We start from the raw sequence: 21,003 nt of genomic DNA, 5'->3' as shown, positions 1-21,003 counted from the left end.
GTGGCCTGCATGAGACCATGGGCCGAAGACATTGACCTGTGTGGATAGTGTTTGTTGGGCCACGGCCCAACCTACAGGCTCCTGTTTCGTAGGTTGGGCCGTGGCCCAACACTTGCCGACCGCCGGTCAAACTCTTCAGCTTCTGCTATGAGACAATGGGGAGCGGCATCTCCCATAAATTGGCTCCGGAATATCCCCAAAATGCCTAAGTGAAAAAATCGGCAAAAGGGAATTCCGGGCTTTCTGGATCGTTGTTTAGAAGAGGCCGGTGAGACACCAGCCTCTCAGGGAAATGAGAAAAAAAGTTCTTTACATGAACTCCATAATTTCAACAGATAACTACGCCACAAACAGCGTCGTTCTCTTTGAAGAAGATTTCCATGCTCTGAAAAACAAATCAACCAACCTATGGAGGCTTTTATGTCGAAGCGCACCCTCGCGACTGCTTTCGGTCTATCTTTCCTGGTACTCGGCCTGTTCGCCGCTCCGTTCACCTACGATGCTGCAAGCCATGGCATCGTCTTGAAGGCTGCCTTCGCCAAGAACGGTGCCGATGACGGTGCCGGTCACGATGCCAATGACGATCATGGCGGCAAGCGCGGCAAGTAACCGCTGACAGCCGCACCGGCGGGGAGGTGCCAGCCGCAAGGCCCCTCCCCGTCCTGGCCTTGTTGGCCTATCAGGTGATGCTGTCCAGTTCCTTGCGGCGCTGGTCGGGGATATTCAGCCGGCTCGCCAGGAAGTCCAGGTAGCGTTGCTCGGTCGCCGTGCCGCCCTTGAGCGCAATCTCCGACGCCAGATAGACCTGCTCGGCGGTATCCTGGTCGCGCACGTCGCGGATGATCTCGTCCAGTGGGCGCGGCGATTGGATCTCCTGCTCGACGATCCGGCGCTCCTCGGCACCGGCCCCTGCCTTGTCCAGGTGCTGGAGGATGCGCGCCCGCTCGTCCGGAGTGATCTGTCCGTCGGAGTTCGCGGCGGCGATCATGGCACGGATCAGGAGCAGCGCCTGGGCATCGTCGATGCCGGGCAATGCGGCGGAAGCCGCCGCCTCGTCGGCCTCGTTCTTGGGCTGGAAGACACCCAGCGCATCGAACAAAGCGCCGAACGGCCCGCTCGCCCCCTTCTTCTCCGGCGCTGCCGCCGGCGTCGCCTGCGGCTGGGCGTTGCCGCTGTCGTTCCAGGCCTTGTAGGCGAGATAGGCGAGGGCCGCCAGACCGGCCTTCTTGCCGAGGCTCATGCCGGCCTTGGTCGTGCCGCCGCCAAGCAGCATCGGCGCCGCCGTCGCCAGCGCCGCTCCCCGGCCGCCGGTCCGCCCGGCCAATCCCGAAACCAGCATGGTCCCCAGGACCTTCTTCAAATCAGCCACTCCGGCCTCCCTGCATATTGAGATGTTTGCGCGCTTGTAATGGTTAACAAGCTGGCGCTCAGGGGGTTCAGTACAAGGAGGTGCTGCCCTCTCGGGATGGGGACAAAAGTCGGAAAATGCGCATGCCGTTACCTGCGACGTAATCGACCGCCACCCGCTCCATGGACGATCCTGTGCCCGACCCCGGATCGGCCGGAGGTCGCAACGACAGGAGATTCAGCCATGGGTCATGCGCTTTCGGTCGCCGCCACCATGCCGGACTTCATCCGGACGAGCGACGACACGTCGCTGTTCTACCGCGACTGGGGTACCGGCAAGCCTGTAGTCTTCGTGGCAAGCTGGGTGATGCCGTCGGAAAGCTGGAGCTACCAGATGGCGGCCCTGGCGGAGCAGGGTTTCCGCTGCGTCGCCTATGACCGGCGCGGCCACGGACGCTCCAGCGATCCCGGACGCGGCTACGACTTCGACACGCTGGCCGACGATCTGGCCGCCGTCCTCGACACGCTCGACCTGCGCGACGTGACGCTCGTGGGCTTTTCCATGGGCGGAGCCGAGATCGTCCGCTACGTGACGCGCCACGGAACCGCCCGTGTCGGCCGGCTGGTCTCGATCGCCCCGACGACGCCGCTGGTAATGCGCCGGCCCGACAATCCCCACGGTTTCGACGAGGCCGTGCTGGAGGACCTGCACCGGGCTTTCCAGCAGGACTTCCCGCTCTGGGTCGAGGAGAACGCCCGCCCCTTCGTCCTGCCGGAGACCTCGCAGGCGACGGTGGAGTGGGTCAAGTCGATGGCGCTCGGCACCTCGCTGAAGGCGGTACTGGACTGCCACCGCATGCTGGTGCGGGAGGACTTCCGCGAAGAGCTGAAGACGATCGATTTGCCGGTGCTGGTCATCCAGGGGAATGCCGACATATCCTCCCCCATCGATCTGGCCGGCCGTCCGACGGCGGACCTGATACCCGGAGCGCGGCTGGAGATCTACCAAGGGGCGCCGCACGGGCTGTTCATCACCCACAGGGAGCGGCTGAACCGCGATCTGGCCGCGTTCGCGGCTTCATGAAACCGAGAAAGGTCCGGCAATGGCGGAAAGCGCACGGCAGTCCGACACCCGCTCCATCCTCCGCAGGGCACCGCCGGTCGGGGAGCTGTTGCGCCAGTGGCGGCGCAGGCGAGGTCTCAGCCAGTTGGACCTCGCCTGCGCCGCCGACATTTCCACCCGGCATGTCAGCTTCCTGGAAACGGGCAGGTCGCTGCCCAGCCGCTCCATGGTGATCCATCTGGCGGAGCGGCTGGACATCCCCTTGAGGGAGCGGAACGGGTTGCTGGTGGCGGCGGGATATGCTCCCGTCTACCCCGAGCATGGGCTGGACGATCCGGCCCTGCGCGCCGCCCGCGAGGCGGTCGATCTGGTCCTCGCCGGGCATGAACCCTATCCGGCACTGGCGATCGACCGGCACTGGACGCTTGTCGCCGCGAACCGCGCCGTCGGCCCCCTGCTTGCCGGAGCGGCGTCCGACCTGCTGAGGCCGCCGGTCAACGTCCTGAGGTTGAGCCTCCACCCCGAAGGCTTGGCCCCCAGGATCGAGAACTTCGGCCAGTGGCGCGGCCATGTGCTGACCCGGCTGGCCCGGCAGGTCGATGTCAGCGGCGATCCGGTGCTGACATCGCTCCACGCCGAGTTGAAGGCGCTGCCGGTACCCGGCTCATCCGGGCTGGAAGCCAATCCGGACGCCGGCATGGCGGGAGGTCACGCCGATGTCGTCGTGCCTCTCCGCCTGCGCACCGACGCCGGTCTGCTCAGCTTCTTCAGCACGACCACGGTGTTCGGGACCGCCGTGGACGTCACCCTGTCCGAACTGGCGATCGAGGCCTTCTTCCCGGCCGACGGCCCGACCGCCGAGGCGCTACGCAGCGCCCTGGCGCCGTGATGCCGCGACGATCAGCGCCACGAGACCGGCGGCGGGCAGGACCGGCGCCTCCGGTGCCTCCATCGTCCAGAGCGTCGCCCCCGAGATCGCGCACCACAGCAACGGGATGGCCAGCAGCAGCCAGCGCCGTCCGGCGGTCGGCGCCAGCAGGGCGAAACCCAGCGTTCCCAGCGCGGTCGGGTCCGGCGCCATGGCGAAAACCTCCGCCTGGGTCCAGGGCCGTCCTACGGCTATGCCGATCGAAGGATAGACTGCCAGGGCGAAGACCAGCAACGTGATCGCCGCTGCTCCACGCGATCGGGACATTTCCCCGGACGATCCAGCGGCGGCTCCGGTCAGCACCAGCAGAATCGCCTGGACCACGAAGAGGCCGGCGAACCATGCCGCCGCCCAGTTGATCGTGGCGTAGCGGTCGAGCAGGAAGACCCAACCCACCCAGAGCCAGCACGCCCCAAGAAGCACGCAGGCGGCTCTCCATCCCCTGCCTCCGCGCAGCATGCAGGCCAGAATGGCCAGCCCCGCCACCGCCGCCAGCAGATGCGCCGGCCAAAGAGCGGCATTGTACAATTCGAACAGCCGGTAATATGTGCGGGGCGAAAACAGCAGGAAGTCGGAGAGCGAATAGGTCCACCACTCCGACATCAGATATCCTCGACGAAGGCCGCCATGCGCCGGCGCATCTCCTCGTCCGGCATAGGGCCGGCGGAAGCCGCCATGTTCTCGGTCACATGGGCCACCTGCGTCGTCGCCGGGATGGCGCAGGTGACGGCGGGATGGGAGACGATGAACTTCAAGAGGAACTGCGCCCAGGTCGCCGCTCCGATCTCCGCCGCCCAGTCCGGCAGCGCCTCGCCCTCCAGGCTGCGGGTCAGGCTGCCCTGGCGGAACGGCCGGTTGACGATGACGCCGATGCCGCGCTCCTGCGCCAGGGGCAGGATTCGCCGTTCGACCTCCCGGTCCAGCGCGTTGTAGCTGACCTGGACGAAGTCCAGCGGCTGGGACGCCATGATGCGCTCGAATTCGCCATGGCGCCGGCCTTCGGAGGTCGTGATGCCGACATAGCGCAGCTTGCCCTCCGCCTTCATGGCGAACAGCGTTTCCAGATGGCTTTCCCAGGAGAGCAGGTTATGGACCTGGAGCAGGTCGAACCGGGGGATGTCCCAGAACCGCCGCGACTCCTCGATCTGCCCCGGCCCTGCCGCCGGCGACGAGATCCAGACCTTGTCGGCGGAGAACAGGGCCTGCGGGTGGCCCAGCTTCCGCAGGCCGTAACCGACCACTTCCTGCGCCGAACCGTACATCGGCGAACTGTCGATCATCTGGCCGCCCGCTTTGAAGAAGGCGTCCATGACATCGGCCGATTCGTCGCGCAAGGTTGGGTCGGCGCCGACATTGAAGGTGATCCAGGTACCGAGGCCGACCGCCGGCACCTGCTCCCCGGTCGAGGGGATCCGGCGCAGTCCCGGTCTCGGTTCCGGCCCGCCGGTTTGCGCCCGGGAAAGACCGGGCGCCAGCATGGCGGTGCTGCCGGCGGCCATCAGGGCAAGCAGGGCTCGGCGGCTGAGGACGGAATGCCTCGTCATCGAAAAATCCCCTTCGTCGTTGACGGCCGCTGCACGCGGCCCTGCTGTCGAAGATGGATCTCCGTCCTGCCGGCGTCAGAGGGGCCGGCTGGTTTTCTTCGGTTGCCTGGATAGGACCTTGAACCGCTCGATCTCGTCCGGTTCGCCGTAGCCGCCCAGGAAAAGGTCGCCGAGCGCCCGCCGGCTCAAGGCCCTGATCCGGCTGCGGATGGCGTTGCGCACGGCTTCCCGGCTCATCTGGCAGCGCCGGCACAGTTTCGTCAGCTTGGCGCTGGTGTCGCCGGACAGCCTGACCTGCCGCACCGCTACCGGAAGGTCCCGCACCTCGCTGTACTCGACCACGTTGGGCCACTCGGCCCGCCGGCCGCGCCGGTCTCGCCAGGTCTGGTCGTCGGCATCGAACCAGCGTCCGTCGGCTAGGCAGCGCACGACCGTCCCGTGCTTGCGTCCGCAATCCCGGCAGCGCTCCGCACCACCCGCCGGAGTCGTAGCGGTGTAATGCACGCTCTCCCCGGACGGATCGAGCTGCGGCCGGTAACTGCTTTTGCGCCTTCCTCCGGTGCTCATGATGCCCCTTTCCCAAGGCAGCCACCATGCCACACCATTTTTCCCTGAGCCATAACGAAGCTACCGCCCTGAAAATTCATCGGTTTGCAACTGACCGCCGCCTAAAGGATCCGCGCCGGCCGCAACTGGGCATTTCATCAAAGCACGAAACGATCCTGTCCTTACACTATCGGGCAGGTTCTACCAGCCGATTGCTGACCTTGTGTACACGGCAGCCATTTTTTTCACCGTTTGCCCCAAAAAATTCGATGATTCTCCTTGAACCTTTTGCCGATTGCTCTCATGTTGCAGTGCAGCAAGGAAATGGGGCGCTTCGAGGCCCGATGGCACGGCGACCCGACTTGTTATCATCTTACAGGACAGGAAACACATCCATGAGCGCGATCAAAGGCTTCTCGGTCCCGAACTTCGACTTCGGCACCATTTTCGACATTCAGCGCAAGAACATCGAGGCGTTCACCGCCGCCAGCCAGACCTTCTCCCAGGGTCTCCAGACCGTCGCCAAGCGCCAGAGCGAAATCGCCCGTCAGCAGATGGAGCAGTTCCAGTCGCTGCTGACCACGGCCGCCCCGACCGCCAAGGTCGAGGACAATCTGGTCAAGCAGGCCGACCTGGTCAAGGCCGCCTACGAGAAGAACGTCTCCAACGCCCGTGAGCTTCAGGACATCCTGACCAAGGTGACCACCGAGGCTTCCGACATCCTGAGCCGCCGCGTCGTCGCCAGCCTGGACGAGATCAAGAGCGTCGCCCAGAAGCCGAAGACCGTCGAGCGCACCGCCAAGGCCGCCTGATTTCCGTATAGTTCCGAGCCACGGCATTGCGGCCGTGGCTGGGGACCGGAAACGAGCGACCGGTTTTTTGAAGGTGCCGGATCGGCGCCCGCCGACAGGGCGACGTACCGCCTTCCTGGTACGGCCACGCCCCATCGGGTTCGAGTGCTGGTGCCGGATCGCGGCACCCTTTTGTGACTTGTTCCTCCGGCCGGACGGCCCTCGATTTAGAGGCGGCGCTCCGGAACCGGCAATGATTTGGAGATCCTCATGCGTGACATCGCCATTACCGTCGAGCAGGCTGCCCACTGGCTGAATTGCAACGCCGCCAAGATCAAGGAGTATCTGGCGTCGGGCCTGCTGCGTAATTTCGAGGGCCGCTCCGGCGATGCCGCCAAGGTGATCTCGCTCAATGCCACCGTGATTCTGGCCGAGAGCCTTCCGGTCGAGGCCGGCATCTTCCAGATCGCCGAAAAGCGCGACTACGACTCGGCCCCGCGGCCCCGGACCCTCTCCACCGGCCGCGAGCGTCCGCCTCTGGAAGTGGTCCGCAGCGGCCCGATCGTCGAGCGCCGTCCGCTGCGTCCCTTCGCTTCCCGCTGAACCTTCGGCGGCATCCTCCGCGAGTCAGGGTTTGCCGGGAGCCTTCTCGGCATCCTGGCCCACGGCAAGGGATGTCCCGTTGAGCTCCGCCACGATGTCGGACAGGCGAGGGACATATTCATCTCCCCGCCCCGCCCCGACAGCCATGGCGAACGAGTTCCGGACGGCCGCACCCAACGGGTTCGCGGCCCCGGCCGCGTTGGCGAAGGACGCCATATAGGTCATGTCCTTCAACCCGTTGCGCAGCGTGAACCGGTGCGCGTTGGGATCACGCTCCAGAACCCATTTGAAGAACGTCTGGTAAAAGCCGCAATCCATCCGGCCGCCCCGGATCACGCTGTCGAACACCGCCGGCGTCAGCCCGGCCTTGGCGCCCATCGTCAGGGCTTCCGAATAGAGCGCCGCATAGCCCATCGACAGGAAGTTGTTGAGCAGCTTCATGGTATGACCGGTCCCCGTCGGCCCCGTCGGCAATATCCGGCCGGCGAAAGCCTCCAGCACGGGCCGCGCCCGCTCGACATGCTCCGGTGCGCCGCCGGCCATGACGTCCAGCGTTCCTTCCCAGGCGTCCTTCGGCGTGCGGCCGAGCGGCGCGTCGATCAGGACGATGCCCTTCGGCTCCAGCTCGGCAGCGAGCCGGGTGGTGACCGACGGTTCCGATGTCGAGCAATCGACGATCAGCAGCGGCTTGCCGGCCGACGCCAGCCCGTCCGGGCCGTTGACCACGGCTTCGACCTGTGGGCTGCCGGTCACGCACATCACCACGATATCGCTGGCTTCGGCCAGTTCGCGCGGGGTCGACGCCTCGGCGGCGCCCCGACGCTTCAGGTCCTCGACCGGCTCGCGGTTGCGGTGGCCCATCACCGTCAGCGGCCAGCCCTTGTCCACGATGTTGGCGGCCATCCCATGCCCCATCAGCCCGACGCCGATGAACCCGATGCGTTCCTTCGCCATTTCTTTTCTCCCCTTATTCTTCGTTGCCCGTCTCAGAGCGCTTGTCAGAGCCATCCGCTGCGCTTGAACCGCACATACAGGTATGCGCAGATCACGATAATCGCGACCAGCACGGCGGGATATCCCATCTCCCACTTCAGTTCCGGCATATGTTCGAAGTTCATGCCGTAGATGCCGGCGATGGCGGTCGGGACCGCCAGGATCGCCGCCCATCCCGCCAGCTTCTTCATCACCTCGTTCTGGCGGATCGACACGATCAGCAGATTGGCCTCCAATGCCGAAGCCAACAACTCGCGGAGGTTTTCGATCCGTTCGGTCAGACGGGTCGTATGGTCCTGGACGTCGCGAAAGTAGGGCTTGAGGTCGCTGTCGATCAGCGGCACCTCGACGCGGGCCAGCCGCCCCGCCATCTCGATCAACGGCGTCACCGACCGGCGCAGGAGCTGAAGCTCGCGTCGGATCTCGTAGATTCGGGCGATCTTCTCCGGCGAGAAGGCCGCCGTCAGGACTCCCTCCGCCGTCTCCTCGACCTCCGCCTCCAGGGTCTCGACGATCGGGAAGTAGTTGTCCACGACGAAGTCGATGATCGAGTAGAGGACGAAGTCGATGCCCTTGCCGAGCATCCCCGGCACGCTTTCCGCCCGCTTCCGCACTTCCGCGTAGGAAGACGAGGCGCCGTGCCGGACGGTGATGACGTAGCCGGGGCCGATGAAGACATGGGTCTCGCCGCAATCGACCTTGCCGCCCTTCAGTTCGGCCGTGCGTAGCACGACGAACAGGGAATGGTCGTAGACTTCCAGCTTGGGCCGCTGATGGGCACGATGAGCGTCCTCGATCGCCAGATCGTGAAGACCGAACCGGGCCTGAACGGTGCGCAGCATCTCCTCGCTGGGTTCCAGCAATCCGATCCAGACGAAATGGTCCGGCTGCTCGGGCGGCTTCGCCACATCGATGCCGACGGACCGATCGCGATGCCCGCCGACATAGAGGGCACTATCAACCACCATTCCCATTATTCGATCACCCCGCTGGCGCTCCCCGTGGGGAAGGAAGCTCCAATCATGGGGACGATCAGGGGGGTCGGCAACACCTGTCGAGCGGTGGTAAAGATGGACCGGCCGGGCTGCCGGAACCGGAACGTCGCCAGTGGAGAGATATCGGGGTGGATCAGCACACAATCGACAACGGGCGCCTCAGCGCCGTCATCAAGGCCGATGGGGCCGAGCTCTGCTCGCTGCGCGCCGCCGACGGCACCGAACTGCTCTGGCAGGCTGGTCCCGTCTGGCCACGCCATGCGCCGGTGCTGTTCCCGATCGTGGGACGGCTCAAGGACGACCGCCTGCATCATGGTGGGGTAAGCTATCCCATGACCCAGCACGGCTTCGCCCGCGACCGCCGCTTCACCTGGGAGGAACACGGCCCGCTCGGCTGCCGCCTGTCGCTGACCGACGACGCGGAAACGCGGACGCGCTATCCCTTCGCCTTCCGACTCGACATCGCCTATGCGCTGGAAGACGAGTCGCTGGACATCCGATACCGGCTGTCGAATCCAGGAGATGTCGAGTTGCCGGCATCGCTCGGCGCGCACCCCGCCTTCCGCTGGCCGCTCGCCGACGGCATCCCGAAGGATGCCCACGAAATCACGTTCGAAACCGACGAGCCGGCGCCGGTGAGCCGCCTGGACAACGGCCTGCTCGGCGACACCGGTTTCCCGACTCCGGTCGAGGGACGCCGGCTGCGTCTGAACGAGGCGCTTTTCGCCGAAGACGCCCTGATCCTCAGGCACCCGGCGAGCCGGTCCGTCCGCTACGCCGCGCCGGGCACGCCGGATGCACCGGTCATCGAGGTCTCCTGGACGGGATTCGAACAGCTCGGCCTATGGTCGAAGGCGGGCGGCGATTTCCTCTGCATCGAGCCTTGGCGGGGATTCACCTCTCCCGCCGGTTTCGACGGAGACTTCTCGCAAAAGCCCGGTCTGATGCACATTCCGCCGGGAGAGGTGCTGGAGCTGGGCTACCGCGTCACGATAGCCTGAAGAAATGACCTTGCTCCCGCTAAACGCCTCCCATAGCCGACGAGGCAATGGGCTGGATCAGCTTCTTTGATCGAAATCGATCGGGTTCGACCTTGGGGTAGATGGACCCTATGACATCCGAGGAATTTCCGCGTCGTCAGCAAAATACATAAGCGGCTTAATGTAGGTGATGCACGGGGACAAGGTCGCTTCAACCGCTTCGGAGTCTGGAATAGGCGAAGCTCAGCATTGCAGTTTGTGTGAAAACATCCTTTATCTCACCACCCATGACCATTCCCATGACATCCATCAGCGGCATCCACGCGATTTCGACCACTTCTGAAGGATTAGGCTGGAAAGGATGCACCTGCCGGCTTTTTATACAGCTGTAGATAGTTGTTTCATTGTCAACGTTGTCCAGACCGGGCCAATAGGTGATCAATGGATTGAGGTCTTCACATAAAACCCCAGTTTCCTCCAGGCACTCGCGTTGCGCGCTGACTGCGGGATCCTCACCCGGTTCCACCGTTCCACCGGGAATCTCCCATGATAAGGCATTGGGCAGAAACCGGTACTGGCGGATCATCAGAATCCGATCGCCATTCACTGCCACCACTCCAGCACGAGGCCCGAAAACTACGACATCGTAGTTTTTCCTGAATTCCCCAAAATCCGCGGGAAAGCGAACAATCCTCACGAAAGGGGTTTGCAGCATTTCGACTGGATCGCCGATTTTTGGCGGCATCATCTTGCCAAGGCCCCTGAACAGAGCACGGTTATCCGCAGTTCACCTTTTCCTGGTCCCGTAAATCCACGCACAGGGAGTTCTCCAATTGCCTCATGAGAATTTTGCATCGTGAAGGGCTGGTGGCATGTCGCGGGGTCACGAGACGGGTATGCCGACACCGTCCGCCACATCGCCGGCCGGGGTATTGGCGGGAGGAGCGCCACCGGACGACTTGCCGCCGGGTGGGTAGCGATGCTGCTCCAATAGCCAGAGCAACCCTCCAGGCAAGCCGGCCGCGAGCACTAGAAGGCCGAACAGTAACGAGGTGGCCAATGCCTCGTCCGATGCGACCCCCAGATAGCCGAATGCAACAACCATTGCGCCTTCGCGCACTCCCCACCCTGATACAGAGATTGGCAGCATGGAGAGGAAAAGAACCGGAGGAACGACGATCAGACAAGACAGGAAGCTGACCGAAGCCCCAAGGTCCGTGGCGACCAGCCAGACAACCACAACATTGAAAATATTCGTTACGAAACTCAGCGCCAGGATTAGCAGTGAAGCCCCTGGACGCATGAAGCAATAGCGACTGACCGAGGCCATGTCCGCGATCACACCGAAACGTGGCAGGTCACGGAAACTTTGTGGCAACCTGCCAAGCATGAGGAACGCCGCGGTAAGCGAAAAGCCCATGACGAGTGCCAGCGTGATACCGGAACGTATCGCTGGATCAGTGATGACCTTGACCAATGCGGACATGCAGACCGCTACCAGCAACAGCAGCCCTATCAGACCATAGGTGCGATCAAGCAAAATGGCAGCCGATGCGGTGCGAATCGGTAACCCACGGCGGGTCAGCCCAAGGATGCGCATGGCGTCCCCGCCGACGAACGAGATCATGGTCTGGCTGAAGAAGGCGCCGACCAGCACGTTGACGCCCACTTGTCGGACGGGCAGTCGACTGCCCGTCAATGTGAGCGTCACGCTGTTGCGCACGACGCTTATGAACATTTGCAGGGCGATGACCGCTGTGGCGGCGACCACGACAGTAGGAGAAATCATCGATAATTGCAGGAACGCGTCACCGATCTTCATCTGGGTCGCGATCCAGACCACCAAGCCAACGCTGATCGCCATCTTGGCTGCCAGGAGACCGTACTTGACCATCGACACCCTCGCCATTGATATGGAATTCATATTTTTCATCTAACTACCGGCGTGGAGTGCCGCTCCCTGTTGACCGGCGAGGCGCGTATCCATTGGAATCGGGCGCGGATTGCATCGGGTATGATCGCCGATGTGACCACTTGCAGCGTGGTGCAGGTCGCTTCAAGCGCAGCGGCAATGGTTGGGAAGCTCTGCGAATGCTCCCCTATGGGCGCATCATGGACTTCCGTGACACGGGAATCTCGACTGCCGCAGATCGGCTCGACCATCGGTATTTCCGTCTATCGTTGCGGCGCTTCTCGAAATCCACTGCACCATGCTCATGATCGGCAACCTACCATCCTTGGAACGCTATGATCTGATCTATGACTTACATACAAAGTCTTAACGCATCGTCGCTGCCGATGCCTATCGGTTGCATTTGGGAGTGGCATGCTGCCGCATCACTTCTGTTCTCCATATTCTAATCGGCAAACCTCTACCTATAACAGCTGATGATCAAACCCCTTATGGATTATTAATTTTCACCAATTAAGTGGTATTTTACTAAGAATGATTGGCAGGCAACAAGTTCCGTGTCACCTTGAACATGGGCGCTCATCTTGGAAACGAAGACATGATCGCCTCTCTTGTTTAGTGACATTCCCAGACACGATACATCGGTGACCTATGGCTCATCCTCGATTTTACGCCGGCGCTTTGAGTCGGCTTGCGGGTAAACTTCATTCAGTCGACTGTGTTACCGTGGAAGAACTCGACTTGTTGCGCGACGCTGCAAGGATGCTGGCATCGGCGGGACAGGATCCTGTCAGCGGAGAGCTTGTGCCGAACGCAAGCTCTGCGGGTGGAACGCCATATCATCGCATAACTGGCGCGAAACCCGGTAATAGCGGCATGGTGCTGCGTTTCACCCGCTAGTGCATTGAAGTAGTTGTAGAGAAGTCCATCGATCCAGCCGGTGCCGATAAGGTCGAGGACTGCGTCCATCCCTGCAGGGAGCCACCCCGCCACTCCCGGGTGCTGTCGTTCGACGGGAGCGCTGCGTGGAAGTCCCACGCTGAGATGGTCCGTCGGCGCATCCGGCTCTACATCCGCGATCACGCCGGCAAGGCAAAGCCCCTGTCTGAACCAGAGTGCCAAAGGACATCTTCTATGAACTCATCCGACGCACTGTATCTTCGGAATGAGTCAATTCACTAGCGGGTGCTTGGCCGCCCGATCCGGCTTTCCCCCCCGGTATCGGTCCAGCAGGTGATTGACCGCATCACTGCAAGAGATGATCGAGAACAGGATAAGGGCGCCCGACGCCGGCGCCAGATACTGCTCCCTGATGATCGCCATGCCGTAAACGCTCAGTATACAGACCAGCGACAGCCGACTGACCACGACTGCCAAAAGCATCGCGCTCACAATCAGGGGAAGCGGAAATCGGCCCGTTCCGACTGCTATCCAGAGCCGCCATCCGAAAGCGGCCAGCCCGAGTGCCGTGGCGACCGGGATCAACAACTGATAGGCCCGGCCTAGAGCACTCAGGAGGCTCATGACTGTTCGGCCGGGCTGTTCGTTGCGTGTCAACCTGACCCCTGTGCCGGAACGCCCTTCTTGCTTGCCGTGAAGTTTGTAGTGCTCGCCCCCACTCTTCAGATCGCCTCTACGCACGGCTGCAGCGACATCGGGGTTCTGCAGAAGGTAGTATTCCTCCGAGAAGTCGTCTTCGAGCGGGAAGCCATCTGCCCTTATATAATCGAGGAAGGGCATCAGCATCTGAATGGGGCCGTCGCTGGCCTGCTCCTCTATGGACAACTCCCGGAGTCCCACCAAAACGGCCACCGCTTCCGGCATGAGCCTCAATGATCGGAGGACGGTCGCGACATCCATGGGAGGCATGATGCCGTATCGCGGAGGCCGGCAGGACAGCCGGCCGTCGGCGCAAGCCGAATCGACCTCATGCGCGAGTCGCTCGTAAAACGCCTCGCCGCTCGGGCCGTCCTGGTACCCGGCGCGCCAGACGGCATCTCGCAGCGCGTACATGAAATGCCCGACCGAAATCTCGCCATGGCATGGAACGATGCGTGAACTTGAACAGCCCGTTTCCGCCCAGTCCCGGAACAGTTCTCCATCGACATAGGGCTGGAGTTCTCGGGCAGCGGGGCTGAAGGGATAAATCTCCCGCCACGCCTCACGGGGAACGGCGACACGGTCGCCATCGTTGTCGTGACGCACCCGGTAGAGCGCGCTGTAGGCGGCCAGGAACTTGCTGTTCTTGAATTCCACCACGCTGTAGATGGAATAGGCTTTATGATTGATGATGGAAATCGCCTGTATGCCAAGGAATGGAATGATCGCGGTCAACGCCACCAGCACCGCCTCGCGCCGCATTTCCTGCCATCCGATCTCGCTCGATCGCCATCGCCCCCCCAAGTCGAGGAAGAGTCCGGCCGCCAATGCCGGCACGATCCATATTCCCTCTTCGCGCGTCGTCCAGTAGAAGAACAGGGTCACGCCCATGGCCATGGCCAGCGGAACCCGGCGGGCCAATGCGCGATCCTGAAGGCGCAGCCACCAGAAGCCGAGTCCAAGGATCAGGACCGTGAGAGGCAGGTAGGTTATTTCGCGGAGCACTTGAAGCTGCTTGCCGCTATAGACGAACGGATTGAACAGCAGGGCCGCGAATATGGCCACCGCCACGCCTTCCTGCCTTATCATGGGACGTAGAGCCGAAACGGCCACACCGGCGGCGAGGACATTCAGCAACGCCTGGCTGAATCGCAGCGGAAGACCGAGCGCATTGTTCAGGGCGAGCCATGCCGGGAACATCGGTCCCTTAATCAGGGTGGTGGAGTCGTAAACGCCGAGCCATCCCGTTTGCGTCAGGTTGCGAGCTAGCCGAACAAAGAGACCATCGTCATGTCCCCAGTGAGGCAGTGCAATAACTGGAATTTGACTAAATGCCCAAACATACAGCACGGCAATAAAACAGGCCAGCGCTAACGGCCGATATTTGATGTCCATTACAGAATCCTGAACAACATTATGAGAATTTATTTTTCATTCCTCACCTGAAACATTCATTTGATTTGCTTGGCGGACCCGTGAGCCACAGGACAAGCCTGTCTCCAGACAGGAGCCCCAGCCTGGATAGCCCTCACGCGTATCCTGAAGCAGCGCTTTGTCGCGCGCCCTGATTGGATTACCCCAGTTGACATAATCTTTTCGATAATGCAATACTTCAAATCAGCATATTTGGCAGGCGTGGTCCGGAAACTCGGCCGATTAGGTTAATCATATCGCACTAGCGTCTTCGGCCTCAATCATGGAAGCAGCAGTGAATTCGAAGGGTTCAGATGACGAAAATCAATTCCAGTCAGTCCATTTCCATAGTCGTTCCCGCTCTGAATGAGGAAGAGGTCGTTGCCGACATCGTCAGCGATATCGTTGCCGTTCTTGAGGATCGCTTTCAAGATTTCGAAATCATTCTCGTCAACGACGGCAGCACCGACCGTACCGGGGCGATAATGAACGAAATTGCGGACGGTCACCCCAAGGTCCGCGTCGTGCATAACGAACGGAACCAGGGTTTGGGCTCCGCCTATAAGTTGGGCATCGCGCAGGCCAAGTTCGAGTATCTGATGCTGCTATGCGGTGACGGTGGACTGCCGGCCAGCAGCCTTCCCCCGATCTTCGATGCGATCGGCTCCGCCGATATCATCGCGCCTTACATGGTCAACCTGAAACGGATCAAGACGCCGTCCCGCTATGTCATGTCACGCTCGTACACGGGATTGCTGAACCTTCTATTCAGGCAAAATATCAAATATTATAATGGTTTGGCCGTACACCGCACTGCTCTGCTGCGGCAGATCACGATCAGCAGCACTCGCTTCGCCTTCCAGGGCGAGGTCATGACCAAGCTGCTGAAGGCAGGATGCAGCTGTGTGCAGATTGGCGTGCAGGGCGCCGAGAACACGAACAAATCGAGTGCCCTGCGACTCCGCAACCTGGCGAATGTTGGAAAGACGCTCCTGACGCTGGTTTGGGAAATCATCCGCTTCGACAGCAGCAAGATCAGCACCAAGGTTCCCCAATGATGGGGTGACCAGCGCGTGAAGCCGAGAGCTGCGGCACGCCGTCGCTGATGGCATGCGGTTCCGGGGCAGTTCCGCCCTCGGTGCCGTCACACCGCGTCCGCACTTTACCCCGATGGAAAGCAAAAAGCGCGCGCCGAAGAATATCCGGCGCGCCTTCTTTAACGAGGCTTGAGAATGGGCACTGTCACACCCGATGTCGAGATACGGCTGTTCAAGTCGGTTCTGCGGCTGCGCCGCGCCGAGGAGTCCCTGGCCGCTCTCTACAGCGAGCAGGAAATGCGTACGCCGACCCATTTCGGGGTTGGCCAGGAGGCGGTGGCCTCGGGAGTTTGCGAGGCGTTGCTGCCTGACGATGTCGTCTACAGCCACCACCGCTGTCATAACCACTATCTGGCCAAGGGCGGCAGCGTTGCCGGCCTTGCGGCCGAGCTTTACGGACGCGAGACCGGCTGCGCCAACGGCCGGGGCGGATCGGTTCACTTGACGGCGGTGGACAAGGGCTTCGTCGTCAGCAGCGCCATCCTGGGCCAGACCATCGCGGTTGCCACCGGATCGGCCTTGGCCTTTCAAATGGACCGCTCGTCCCGCGTCGCGGTGACCTTCTTCGGTGAAGCGACATGCGAGGAAGGGGTCTTCTACGAAAGCATGAACTACGCGGCGTTGCGCAAGCTGCCGGTCCTGTTCGTCTGCGAAAACAATCTCTATTCAACCGAGAGCCCGCTGTCGACTCGGCAGCCGACCGGCACCGAACTCTGCGAGCGCGCACGCGCCTTCAAGGTGACGGCCGAGAAAGTGGACGGCAATGACACGATCGCCGTTTTCGAAGCTGCCACACGGGCGGTCGAGTCGATCCGGGCAGGCAACGGTCCGGTTTTCCTGGAATGCATGACCTACCGCTGGCGCGAGCATGTCGGCCCCGGTTTCGACCATGAACTTGGCCGCACATACCGGACCAAGGCGGAATTGGACAAGTGGATCGAGCACTGCCCGGTCAAGCTGGCCGGCGAACGACTCCAGAGCCGCGGCATCGCGTCGGAGGCCCAGATAGCCCGATGGACGGAGGAGGTCGAATCGGAAATTCGCGTTGCCGTGCTGACAGCGAAGCAAGCGCCGTGGCCGGAAGCGCAAAACCTGTTCGATAATATTTACTAGCATAACGACTAGAACAGCATCGTTCCATTAACCTCCGTGTTGATTCCCGAGGACTATTGATATGCGTGAGCTGAAATACTACGAGGCTTTGTCAGAAGGCTTGGTTCAGGCAATGGAGCGCGATTCCAGTATTTTCGTCACCGGCATCGCCGTCGATTATGCATCCGGTATCTTCGGGTCGACCGTCGAAGCGACTCGCCGTTTCGGGCCGGAGCGGGTCTTCGACTCGCCCGCCATGGAAAATGCCATGACAGGGATATGCATCGGCGCCGCCGCCATGGGCAAGCGCCCGATGATGGTGCATCCGCGCAACGATTTCATGTTCCTTGCCTTTGACCAACTGATCAATCTGGCCGCCAAGTGGCGCTACATGTATGGCGGCAATGCTGGCAGCGTTCCCGTCGTCGTGCGCGCCGTGGTCGGCAAGGGATGGGGTCAGGGGGCTACCCATTCCCAAAGCCTGCAAAGCTTGCTGGCTCACTTTCCCGGTCTTCAGGTCGTTCTTCCGGCCCTGCCTCAGGATGCCAAGGGCTTGACCATCGCCGCCTTGCAGAGCAACGCCCCGACCGTGATTCTCGAGCACCGGACGCTGTACGGCATTTCCGGCCCGGTGGACGAGGCCTATGTGCCGACGCCGATCGGTAAAGCCCGCGTGGTCCAGGAAGGGACCGACGTGACCATCGTGGCCACGTCGTTCATGGTGATCGAGGCCATGCGCGCAGCCGAGGAGTTGGCCAAGGAAGGTGTCTCGGTCGAGCTGGTCGACCTGCGCTCGATCCGGCCGCTGGACGAGGAGACCATCCTCTCCTCCGTTCGCAAGACAGGCCGTCTGGTCGTCGCCGACACTAGTTGGGAACTCTGTGGTGTGGTCAGCGAGATCGCAGCCCTGGCCGCCGAAAAGGCGTTCCACAGCCTGAAGGCCCCCGTGCGCCGCATCGCACTTGCCGACTGCCCTGCGCCGGTTTCCATGTCTCTGGAAGCTGCCTTCTACCCGAAGGCTTCGACTATTGCCCGTGCGGTTCTCGCGACTCTCGGACGGACCCACAGCCATCTCGGCGACATCGACCTCGCCGACGACTTCAAGGGGCCGTATTGATCGTCAGCGTTAGCGCATGTGCCAGAAATGGACTGCCATGACAGATGCCACACTGATAGCCATGATCGGCACTTTGGCGTATGTTGTTGGTCATTTTTTGGCATACGTGGTTGTGTTCAGGGAGTGGGCACCGTTCCGGCAGGAGCGGTGGATCTTCCTCTACCACTTTGTGTCCTTCCTTATGGCAATATTGGCGGCTCTGGCCGCGGCGGCGGTGACCGGCCAAGTTGCCGCGCTGGTCGGCGCTGCCGCAGTTCATGGCATCTACAGCCTATCGTTCCTGGAACTCTGGTCGTTGGCACAAGGAGGTTTCTCTTTGAGCATCCTTGACCGGCTGAAAAACCAGGATGCGGAAGGATTGATTCGGGTTCTCGCCGAACTTGAAGCGATCGGCGCCCGAAAGAACCAGGATCGAACCTCTGGGCTGGCTCTCCTCGGGTTGATCCGGCGGTCGTCTGGCGACCGCCTCGAACTGACCTTCATGGGTCATGTGGTCAGCTCCGTACTTGCGGGGCTGACCTGGACAGTCCATGGACCCCGGCCGAAACCATGAGCACTGTTACAATTCCGTTGGCCTATCTCGGCACAGCCATCGCCGTTCTCGCTGTCGCCTGCCGGTTACGATTGCCCGGAACGTCTGTCCACAAGTTCGTCCTCATCGGCGGCATCGCCGGCTGCGTCATGCTCGCCCAACTCTATTTGGAAGGGGGACTTGGGTCAGGGTTGATTGCGACGGCGCTTTGCTACGCCTTCCTGTGCGAACTATACATTTTCTTCTTCACCATGGTCGGGAGCAGCATCTCGGCTTCCATGCTACTCCGGCTGCGCCACGGCGCCTTGCCGGAACAAACCGTCGCCGAGCGCTACCATCCCAAGATGATGGTGGAGGAAAGGATCGGGAACCTAATTCAGGTAGGCCTTATGCAGCGTACTCCGGCCGGCATTCTTATCCTCACACCGCAAGGTGACAAGCTGAACAGCACCTTCCGAAGGCTTCAGCTATTCTTCCGCCACACCGATCCAGAAACTTTTCGGACGCCGGCCCGGGGAAATTTCCGATGACCATGCGCCATGGCAGTATGTCTCGTTCGACACCGGCGTGGTGGCCAACAGTCATTCCGAGCATGGTCACGGTGATATCCATTGCATGGCTACCAGTGGAATTTGTTGTCAAAGCGATACCACCCAGCGCCGATTATAAGGAAAACGTCGGCTATAGTTACTTCTACAGCTTAAGCATACTCAGATTTTACGGGGCGCCGCATTTCTCCCAAGGCCAGGTTGGTGGACTGACGCACACGGCGTTCCAGATCGCTCTTGATGGTGCTGGCCTTGCTCAGAATCAGTTGTCTTCGAAGATAGACGCCTGCTCGGTACGGGCTACGATGATCTTCGCATTGCTTGGAATCACGGCGTGTTTGAGGGCTGTCGCCCCCCTATCGCCGGGTTGGATGCGACAGGCCTTCATCTGGTCGCTGGCACGGATATCGCCAGACGCCGGCATCCTTTTGGTCATGAGCACCTACGAGGTGCCTGCGGCTCTTGGAATGGACATGGAAGGACTTTCGCTGAACTCACGTGAATTACCGGTGCCAGGGACTTTTTAGGATGAAGGCTAGAACTTCAGGCTCAACCTGGATACCGGAGCTCGACGGTCTCAGAGGACTGGCTGCGCTTACCGTCGCACTTACCCACCTTTTTCCGGATACTTGGCTGAACGGGTTTTCCACTGCCAATATGGCGGTATCATTTTTCTTTTCTCTGTCAGCTTTTTTGATGAGTTATCTTCTGACTCTTGAAGAAATGCACGATGGTAAGATCAGGATCGCGAAGTTCTACCTTCGGCGAGTATTTCGAATCTGGCCGCTCTATGTCGCAACGATGATTTTCATTGTCGTGCTCGCCGGCCCTGCCGGTCCTTTCAGAGGAACCAGTCATGTTATCGAGCATATGACTTTGGAATGGTTTTGGAATCTTGGCCTGGTTCCATTCTTGCTGTTTTTCAATCTCAACATGTCCGGATTTGGATTTGGGCCGTTGGTTTTCGATAGAATTCCACATTTTTTTGGAGTGATCTGGTCAATCAATGTTGAGGAGAAATTTTACGCCGTATTTCCTTTTTTGTTTTTATTATTTACTAAATCAAAGAAGGCAAGCTATATAATAATAGTTTGCTTTGGCGCATTGCTGATCCGTACCTTCCTAATGTATTATCTTGGCCCAGGCAATCCCCATGGTATCCCCTTCAGCATGTATTACTTTTCTCTCAGTTATGTTGAGATATTTTTCTTGGGTGCAATCGCAGGACGAATATGTGCTCACAATCATATTCAGAATAATTCAGTAATTAATTTAATAAAATCAAAATATTTTGGTGTAGTTTTTATATTGATAATACCGATATTCGGGTATTATTGGCATTTTTCTCTCTGGTCACCTTATTTATGGTGGTCATCCGGAGCATATATGATTATGGCGGCAATCTTTTCTTCACTGCTAATCTGGGTATTTTATAATCGCACCAGCATTGCAGCTAAATTGCTCCGATCATCACCATTCCGAGTGCTTGGCCGGCTATCCTTCGCAATTTATCTCCTCCATCTTCCCGCCTTCGCGATTGCTCGTTATCTCCTCGAGATTTACGAGTATGGGCAAGTCACCCCATCTCCTGACTCATGGATCTACGAGTCGCTTAGGACCATTGCCATTATAGCCGTGTTGTTACTCCTCTCGACGCTTGCCCATTTTTGCGTTGAACGGCCTTTCCTGTCATTGAAAGAGAGCTTCGACAGCATAGCCGCCTCCGGCCGTTGGAGTTCGCCGATGCTTGATGCGCTCACTTTCGCCCGTGCCCGCATCAATTGGGGGTGGATATCCGTTGTCGGACCAGCGGCAGTCGTATTCTCCATGATGTTTGTGCCAGGGCTGCTCCAATGTAATTGCTCACGGTATTGGCGGGTTTTGAGCAGTCAGGCGACGGCGA

General features: G+C 60.6%; 22 protein-coding genes. 13 read left to right on the top strand and 9 right to left on the bottom strand.

Annotated features, from left to right (window positions below; genetic code table 11):
- The first annotated feature begins 420 nt into the window (after nt 1-420).
- Complete coding sequence (locus tag N826_RS14235) at nt 421-609, top strand: hypothetical protein (RefSeq protein WP_044429846.1); 189 nt, start codon at nt 421-423, stop codon at nt 607-609.
- 70 nt (nt 610-679) lie between these two features.
- Here the strand turns inward: N826_RS14235 and N826_RS14230 are convergent, their stop codons facing one another.
- Nucleotides 680-1,369 carry a tellurite resistance TerB family protein gene (locus tag N826_RS14230; protein WP_084720751.1) on the bottom strand — a complete coding sequence of 230 codons (690 nt, stop codon included), beginning with the start codon at nt 1,367-1,369 and terminating at the stop codon, nt 680-682.
- A 222-nt stretch (nt 1,370-1,591) separates the two neighbouring features.
- Between N826_RS14230 and N826_RS14225 the strand changes: the two genes are divergently transcribed.
- Together N826_RS14225 and N826_RS14220 are read left to right on the top strand one after the other, a co-directional pair.
- On the top strand, nt 1,592-2,431 hold the full coding sequence (locus N826_RS14225; protein WP_044429843.1) for an alpha/beta fold hydrolase: 840 nt from the start codon (nt 1,592-1,594) through the stop codon (nt 2,429-2,431).
- A 19-nt stretch (nt 2,432-2,450) separates the two neighbouring features.
- Nucleotides 2,451-3,299, top strand: coding sequence for a helix-turn-helix domain-containing protein (locus N826_RS14220; protein WP_044429840.1), 849 nt, complete (start codon nt 2,451-2,453; stop codon nt 3,297-3,299).
- On the opposite strand, the gene N826_RS14215 is transcribed toward N826_RS14220, so the two are convergent.
- From N826_RS14215 to N826_RS45240, 3 genes are all read right to left on the bottom strand, one after another.
- Entirely contained in the window at nt 3,276-3,941 is a 666-nt protein-coding gene (locus tag N826_RS14215) for a DUF6064 family protein (protein ID WP_044429837.1), read from the bottom strand. The genes N826_RS14220 and N826_RS14215 overlap by 24 nt on opposite strands.
- A complete protein-coding gene (locus N826_RS14210) occupies nt 3,941-4,882 on the bottom strand; it encodes an aldo/keto reductase (RefSeq protein ID WP_084720750.1) in 942 nt (313 codons plus the stop codon). Before N826_RS14210 ends, N826_RS14215 begins: the two co-directional genes overlap by 1 nt.
- A 75-nt stretch (nt 4,883-4,957) precedes the next feature.
- Nucleotides 4,958-5,449 (bottom strand): hypothetical protein, encoded by a 492-nt coding sequence (locus N826_RS45240; protein WP_052831242.1) that lies wholly within the window; start codon nt 5,447-5,449, stop codon nt 4,958-4,960.
- A 374-nt stretch (nt 5,450-5,823) separates the two neighbouring features.
- On the opposite strand from N826_RS45240, the gene N826_RS44180 reads away from it, so the two are divergent.
- Together N826_RS44180 and N826_RS14195 are read left to right on the top strand one after the other, a co-directional pair.
- Entirely contained in the window at nt 5,824-6,240 is a 417-nt protein-coding gene (locus tag N826_RS44180; RefSeq protein ID WP_044429834.1) for a phasin family protein, read from the top strand.
- A 249-nt stretch (nt 6,241-6,489) separates the two neighbouring features.
- Nucleotides 6,490-6,822 carry a globin family protein gene (locus tag N826_RS14195; RefSeq protein WP_044429831.1) on the top strand — a complete coding sequence of 111 codons (333 nt, stop codon included), beginning with the start codon at nt 6,490-6,492 and terminating at the stop codon, nt 6,820-6,822.
- A gap of 24 nt (nt 6,823-6,846) precedes the next feature.
- Here N826_RS14195 and N826_RS14190 read toward each other — a convergent pair whose 3' ends face one another.
- Both N826_RS14190 and corA read right to left on the bottom strand, forming a co-directional pair.
- On the bottom strand, nt 6,847-7,830 hold the full coding sequence (locus tag N826_RS14190) for an NAD(P)-binding domain-containing protein (protein WP_147040748.1): 984 nt from the start codon (nt 7,828-7,830) through the stop codon (nt 6,847-6,849).
- Nucleotides 7,821-8,783 (bottom strand): magnesium/cobalt transporter CorA, encoded by a 963-nt coding sequence (gene corA / locus N826_RS14185; protein ID WP_211099285.1) that lies wholly within the window; start codon nt 8,781-8,783, stop codon nt 7,821-7,823. The genes N826_RS14190 and corA overlap by 10 nt, the downstream gene beginning before the upstream one ends.
- 155 nt (nt 8,784-8,938) lie before the next feature.
- Between corA and N826_RS14180 the strand changes: the two genes are divergently transcribed.
- A complete protein-coding gene (locus tag N826_RS14180) occupies nt 8,939-9,811 on the top strand; it encodes an aldose 1-epimerase family protein (protein WP_044429826.1) in 873 nt (290 codons plus the stop codon).
- A 190-nt stretch (nt 9,812-10,001) separates the two neighbouring features.
- Here N826_RS14180 and N826_RS40010 read toward each other — a convergent pair whose 3' ends face one another.
- The 3 genes from N826_RS40010 to N826_RS14160 all read right to left on the bottom strand — a co-directional run bounded on the left by N826_RS40010 (nt 10,002) and on the right by N826_RS14160 (nt 14,696).
- Nucleotides 10,002-10,538 carry an NUDIX hydrolase gene (locus N826_RS40010; protein WP_052831240.1) on the bottom strand — a complete coding sequence of 179 codons (537 nt, stop codon included), beginning with the start codon at nt 10,536-10,538 and terminating at the stop codon, nt 10,002-10,004.
- Nucleotides 10,539-10,673: 135 nt separating this feature from the next.
- Nucleotides 10,674-11,723, bottom strand: coding sequence for a lysylphosphatidylglycerol synthase transmembrane domain-containing protein (locus N826_RS40005; RefSeq protein ID WP_084720748.1), 1,050 nt, complete (start codon nt 11,721-11,723; stop codon nt 10,674-10,676).
- A gap of 1,149 nt (nt 11,724-12,872) precedes the next feature.
- A complete protein-coding gene (locus N826_RS14160; protein WP_044429824.1) occupies nt 12,873-14,696 on the bottom strand; it encodes a hypothetical protein in 1,824 nt (607 codons plus the stop codon).
- A gap of 332 nt (nt 14,697-15,028) precedes the next feature.
- Here N826_RS14160 and N826_RS40000 point away from each other — a divergent pair, with 332 nt between their 5' ends.
- The 7 genes from N826_RS40000 to N826_RS43040 form a co-directional block, all read left to right on the top strand.
- Nucleotides 15,029-15,772: a glycosyltransferase family 2 protein gene (locus N826_RS40000; RefSeq protein ID WP_052831236.1), complete on the top strand. Its 744-nt coding sequence runs from the start codon at nt 15,029-15,031 to the stop codon at nt 15,770-15,772.
- Between the two features lie 174 nt (nt 15,773-15,946).
- The gene (locus N826_RS14150; RefSeq protein WP_044429823.1) at nt 15,947-16,924 is read left to right on the top strand and encodes a thiamine pyrophosphate-dependent dehydrogenase E1 component subunit alpha; all 978 of its coding nucleotides are present in this window, start codon (nt 15,947-15,949) and stop codon (nt 16,922-16,924) included.
- Between the two features lie 61 nt (nt 16,925-16,985).
- The gene (locus N826_RS14145; RefSeq protein ID WP_044429822.1) at nt 16,986-18,020 is read left to right on the top strand and encodes an alpha-ketoacid dehydrogenase subunit beta; all 1,035 of its coding nucleotides are present in this window, start codon (nt 16,986-16,988) and stop codon (nt 18,018-18,020) included.
- Between the two features lie 37 nt (nt 18,021-18,057).
- Nucleotides 18,058-18,573: a hypothetical protein gene (locus N826_RS14140; protein ID WP_147040747.1), complete on the top strand. Its 516-nt coding sequence runs from the start codon at nt 18,058-18,060 to the stop codon at nt 18,571-18,573.
- A gap of 17 nt (nt 18,574-18,590) precedes the next feature.
- Nucleotides 18,591-19,082, top strand: coding sequence for a hypothetical protein (locus N826_RS14135; protein ID WP_147040745.1), 492 nt, complete (start codon nt 18,591-18,593; stop codon nt 19,080-19,082).
- Nucleotides 19,079-19,627, top strand: coding sequence for a hypothetical protein (locus N826_RS14130; RefSeq protein ID WP_044429819.1), 549 nt, complete (start codon nt 19,079-19,081; stop codon nt 19,625-19,627). Before N826_RS14135 ends, N826_RS14130 begins: the two co-directional genes overlap by 4 nt.
- Nucleotide 19,628: 1 nt before the next feature.
- Nucleotides 19,629-21,003: acyltransferase family protein (locus N826_RS43040; RefSeq protein WP_157599341.1), on the top strand; the 1,375-nt coding region annotated here is incomplete at its 3' end.

It is taken from the genome of Skermanella aerolata KACC 11604 (assembly GCF_000936425.1).
In the GTDB taxonomy this organism is placed as follows: Bacteria; Pseudomonadota; Alphaproteobacteria; order Azospirillales; family Azospirillaceae; genus Skermanella; species Skermanella aerolata.
Note: the sequence above shows the minus strand (reverse complement) of the source record. Positions and strands in the feature narration are given on the sequence as shown.

Coding starts and splice junctions, on each gene's coding strand:
- N826_RS14210 (WP_084720750.1), bottom strand. CDS start 4,882: ATGACGAGGCATTCCGTCCTCAGCCGCCGAGCCCTGCTTGCCCTGATG.
- N826_RS40005 (WP_084720748.1), bottom strand. CDS start 11,723: ATGAAAAATATGAATTCCATATCAATGGCGAGGGTGTCGATGGTCAAG.
- corA (WP_211099285.1), bottom strand. CDS start 8,783: ATGGTGGTTGATAGTGCCCTCTATGTCGGCGGGCATCGCGATCGGTCC.
- N826_RS14190 (WP_147040748.1), bottom strand. CDS start 7,830: ATGGCTCTGACAAGCGCTCTGAGACGGGCAACGAAGAATAAGGGGAGA.
- N826_RS14130 (WP_044429819.1), top strand. CDS start 19,079: ATGACCATGCGCCATGGCAGTATGTCTCGTTCGACACCGGCGTGGTGG.
- N826_RS14150 (WP_044429823.1), top strand. CDS start 15,947: ATGGGCACTGTCACACCCGATGTCGAGATACGGCTGTTCAAGTCGGTT.
- N826_RS45240 (WP_052831242.1), bottom strand. CDS start 5,449: ATGAGCACCGGAGGAAGGCGCAAAAGCAGTTACCGGCCGCAGCTCGAT.
- N826_RS14220 (WP_044429840.1), top strand. CDS start 2,451: ATGGCGGAAAGCGCACGGCAGTCCGACACCCGCTCCATCCTCCGCAGG.
- N826_RS14225 (WP_044429843.1), top strand. CDS start 1,592: ATGGGTCATGCGCTTTCGGTCGCCGCCACCATGCCGGACTTCATCCGG.
- N826_RS40000 (WP_052831236.1), top strand. CDS start 15,029: ATGACGAAAATCAATTCCAGTCAGTCCATTTCCATAGTCGTTCCCGCT.
- N826_RS44180 (WP_044429834.1), top strand. CDS start 5,824: ATGAGCGCGATCAAAGGCTTCTCGGTCCCGAACTTCGACTTCGGCACC.
- N826_RS14215 (WP_044429837.1), bottom strand. CDS start 3,941: ATGTCGGAGTGGTGGACCTATTCGCTCTCCGACTTCCTGCTGTTTTCG.
- N826_RS14235 (WP_044429846.1), top strand. CDS start 421: ATGTCGAAGCGCACCCTCGCGACTGCTTTCGGTCTATCTTTCCTGGTA.
- N826_RS14145 (WP_044429822.1), top strand. CDS start 16,986: ATGCGTGAGCTGAAATACTACGAGGCTTTGTCAGAAGGCTTGGTTCAG.
- N826_RS14140 (WP_147040747.1), top strand. CDS start 18,058: ATGACAGATGCCACACTGATAGCCATGATCGGCACTTTGGCGTATGTT.
- N826_RS14195 (WP_044429831.1), top strand. CDS start 6,490: ATGCGTGACATCGCCATTACCGTCGAGCAGGCTGCCCACTGGCTGAAT.
- N826_RS40010 (WP_052831240.1), bottom strand. CDS start 10,538: ATGATGCCGCCAAAAATCGGCGATCCAGTCGAAATGCTGCAAACCCCT.
- N826_RS14160 (WP_044429824.1), bottom strand. CDS start 14,696: ATGGACATCAAATATCGGCCGTTAGCGCTGGCCTGTTTTATTGCCGTG.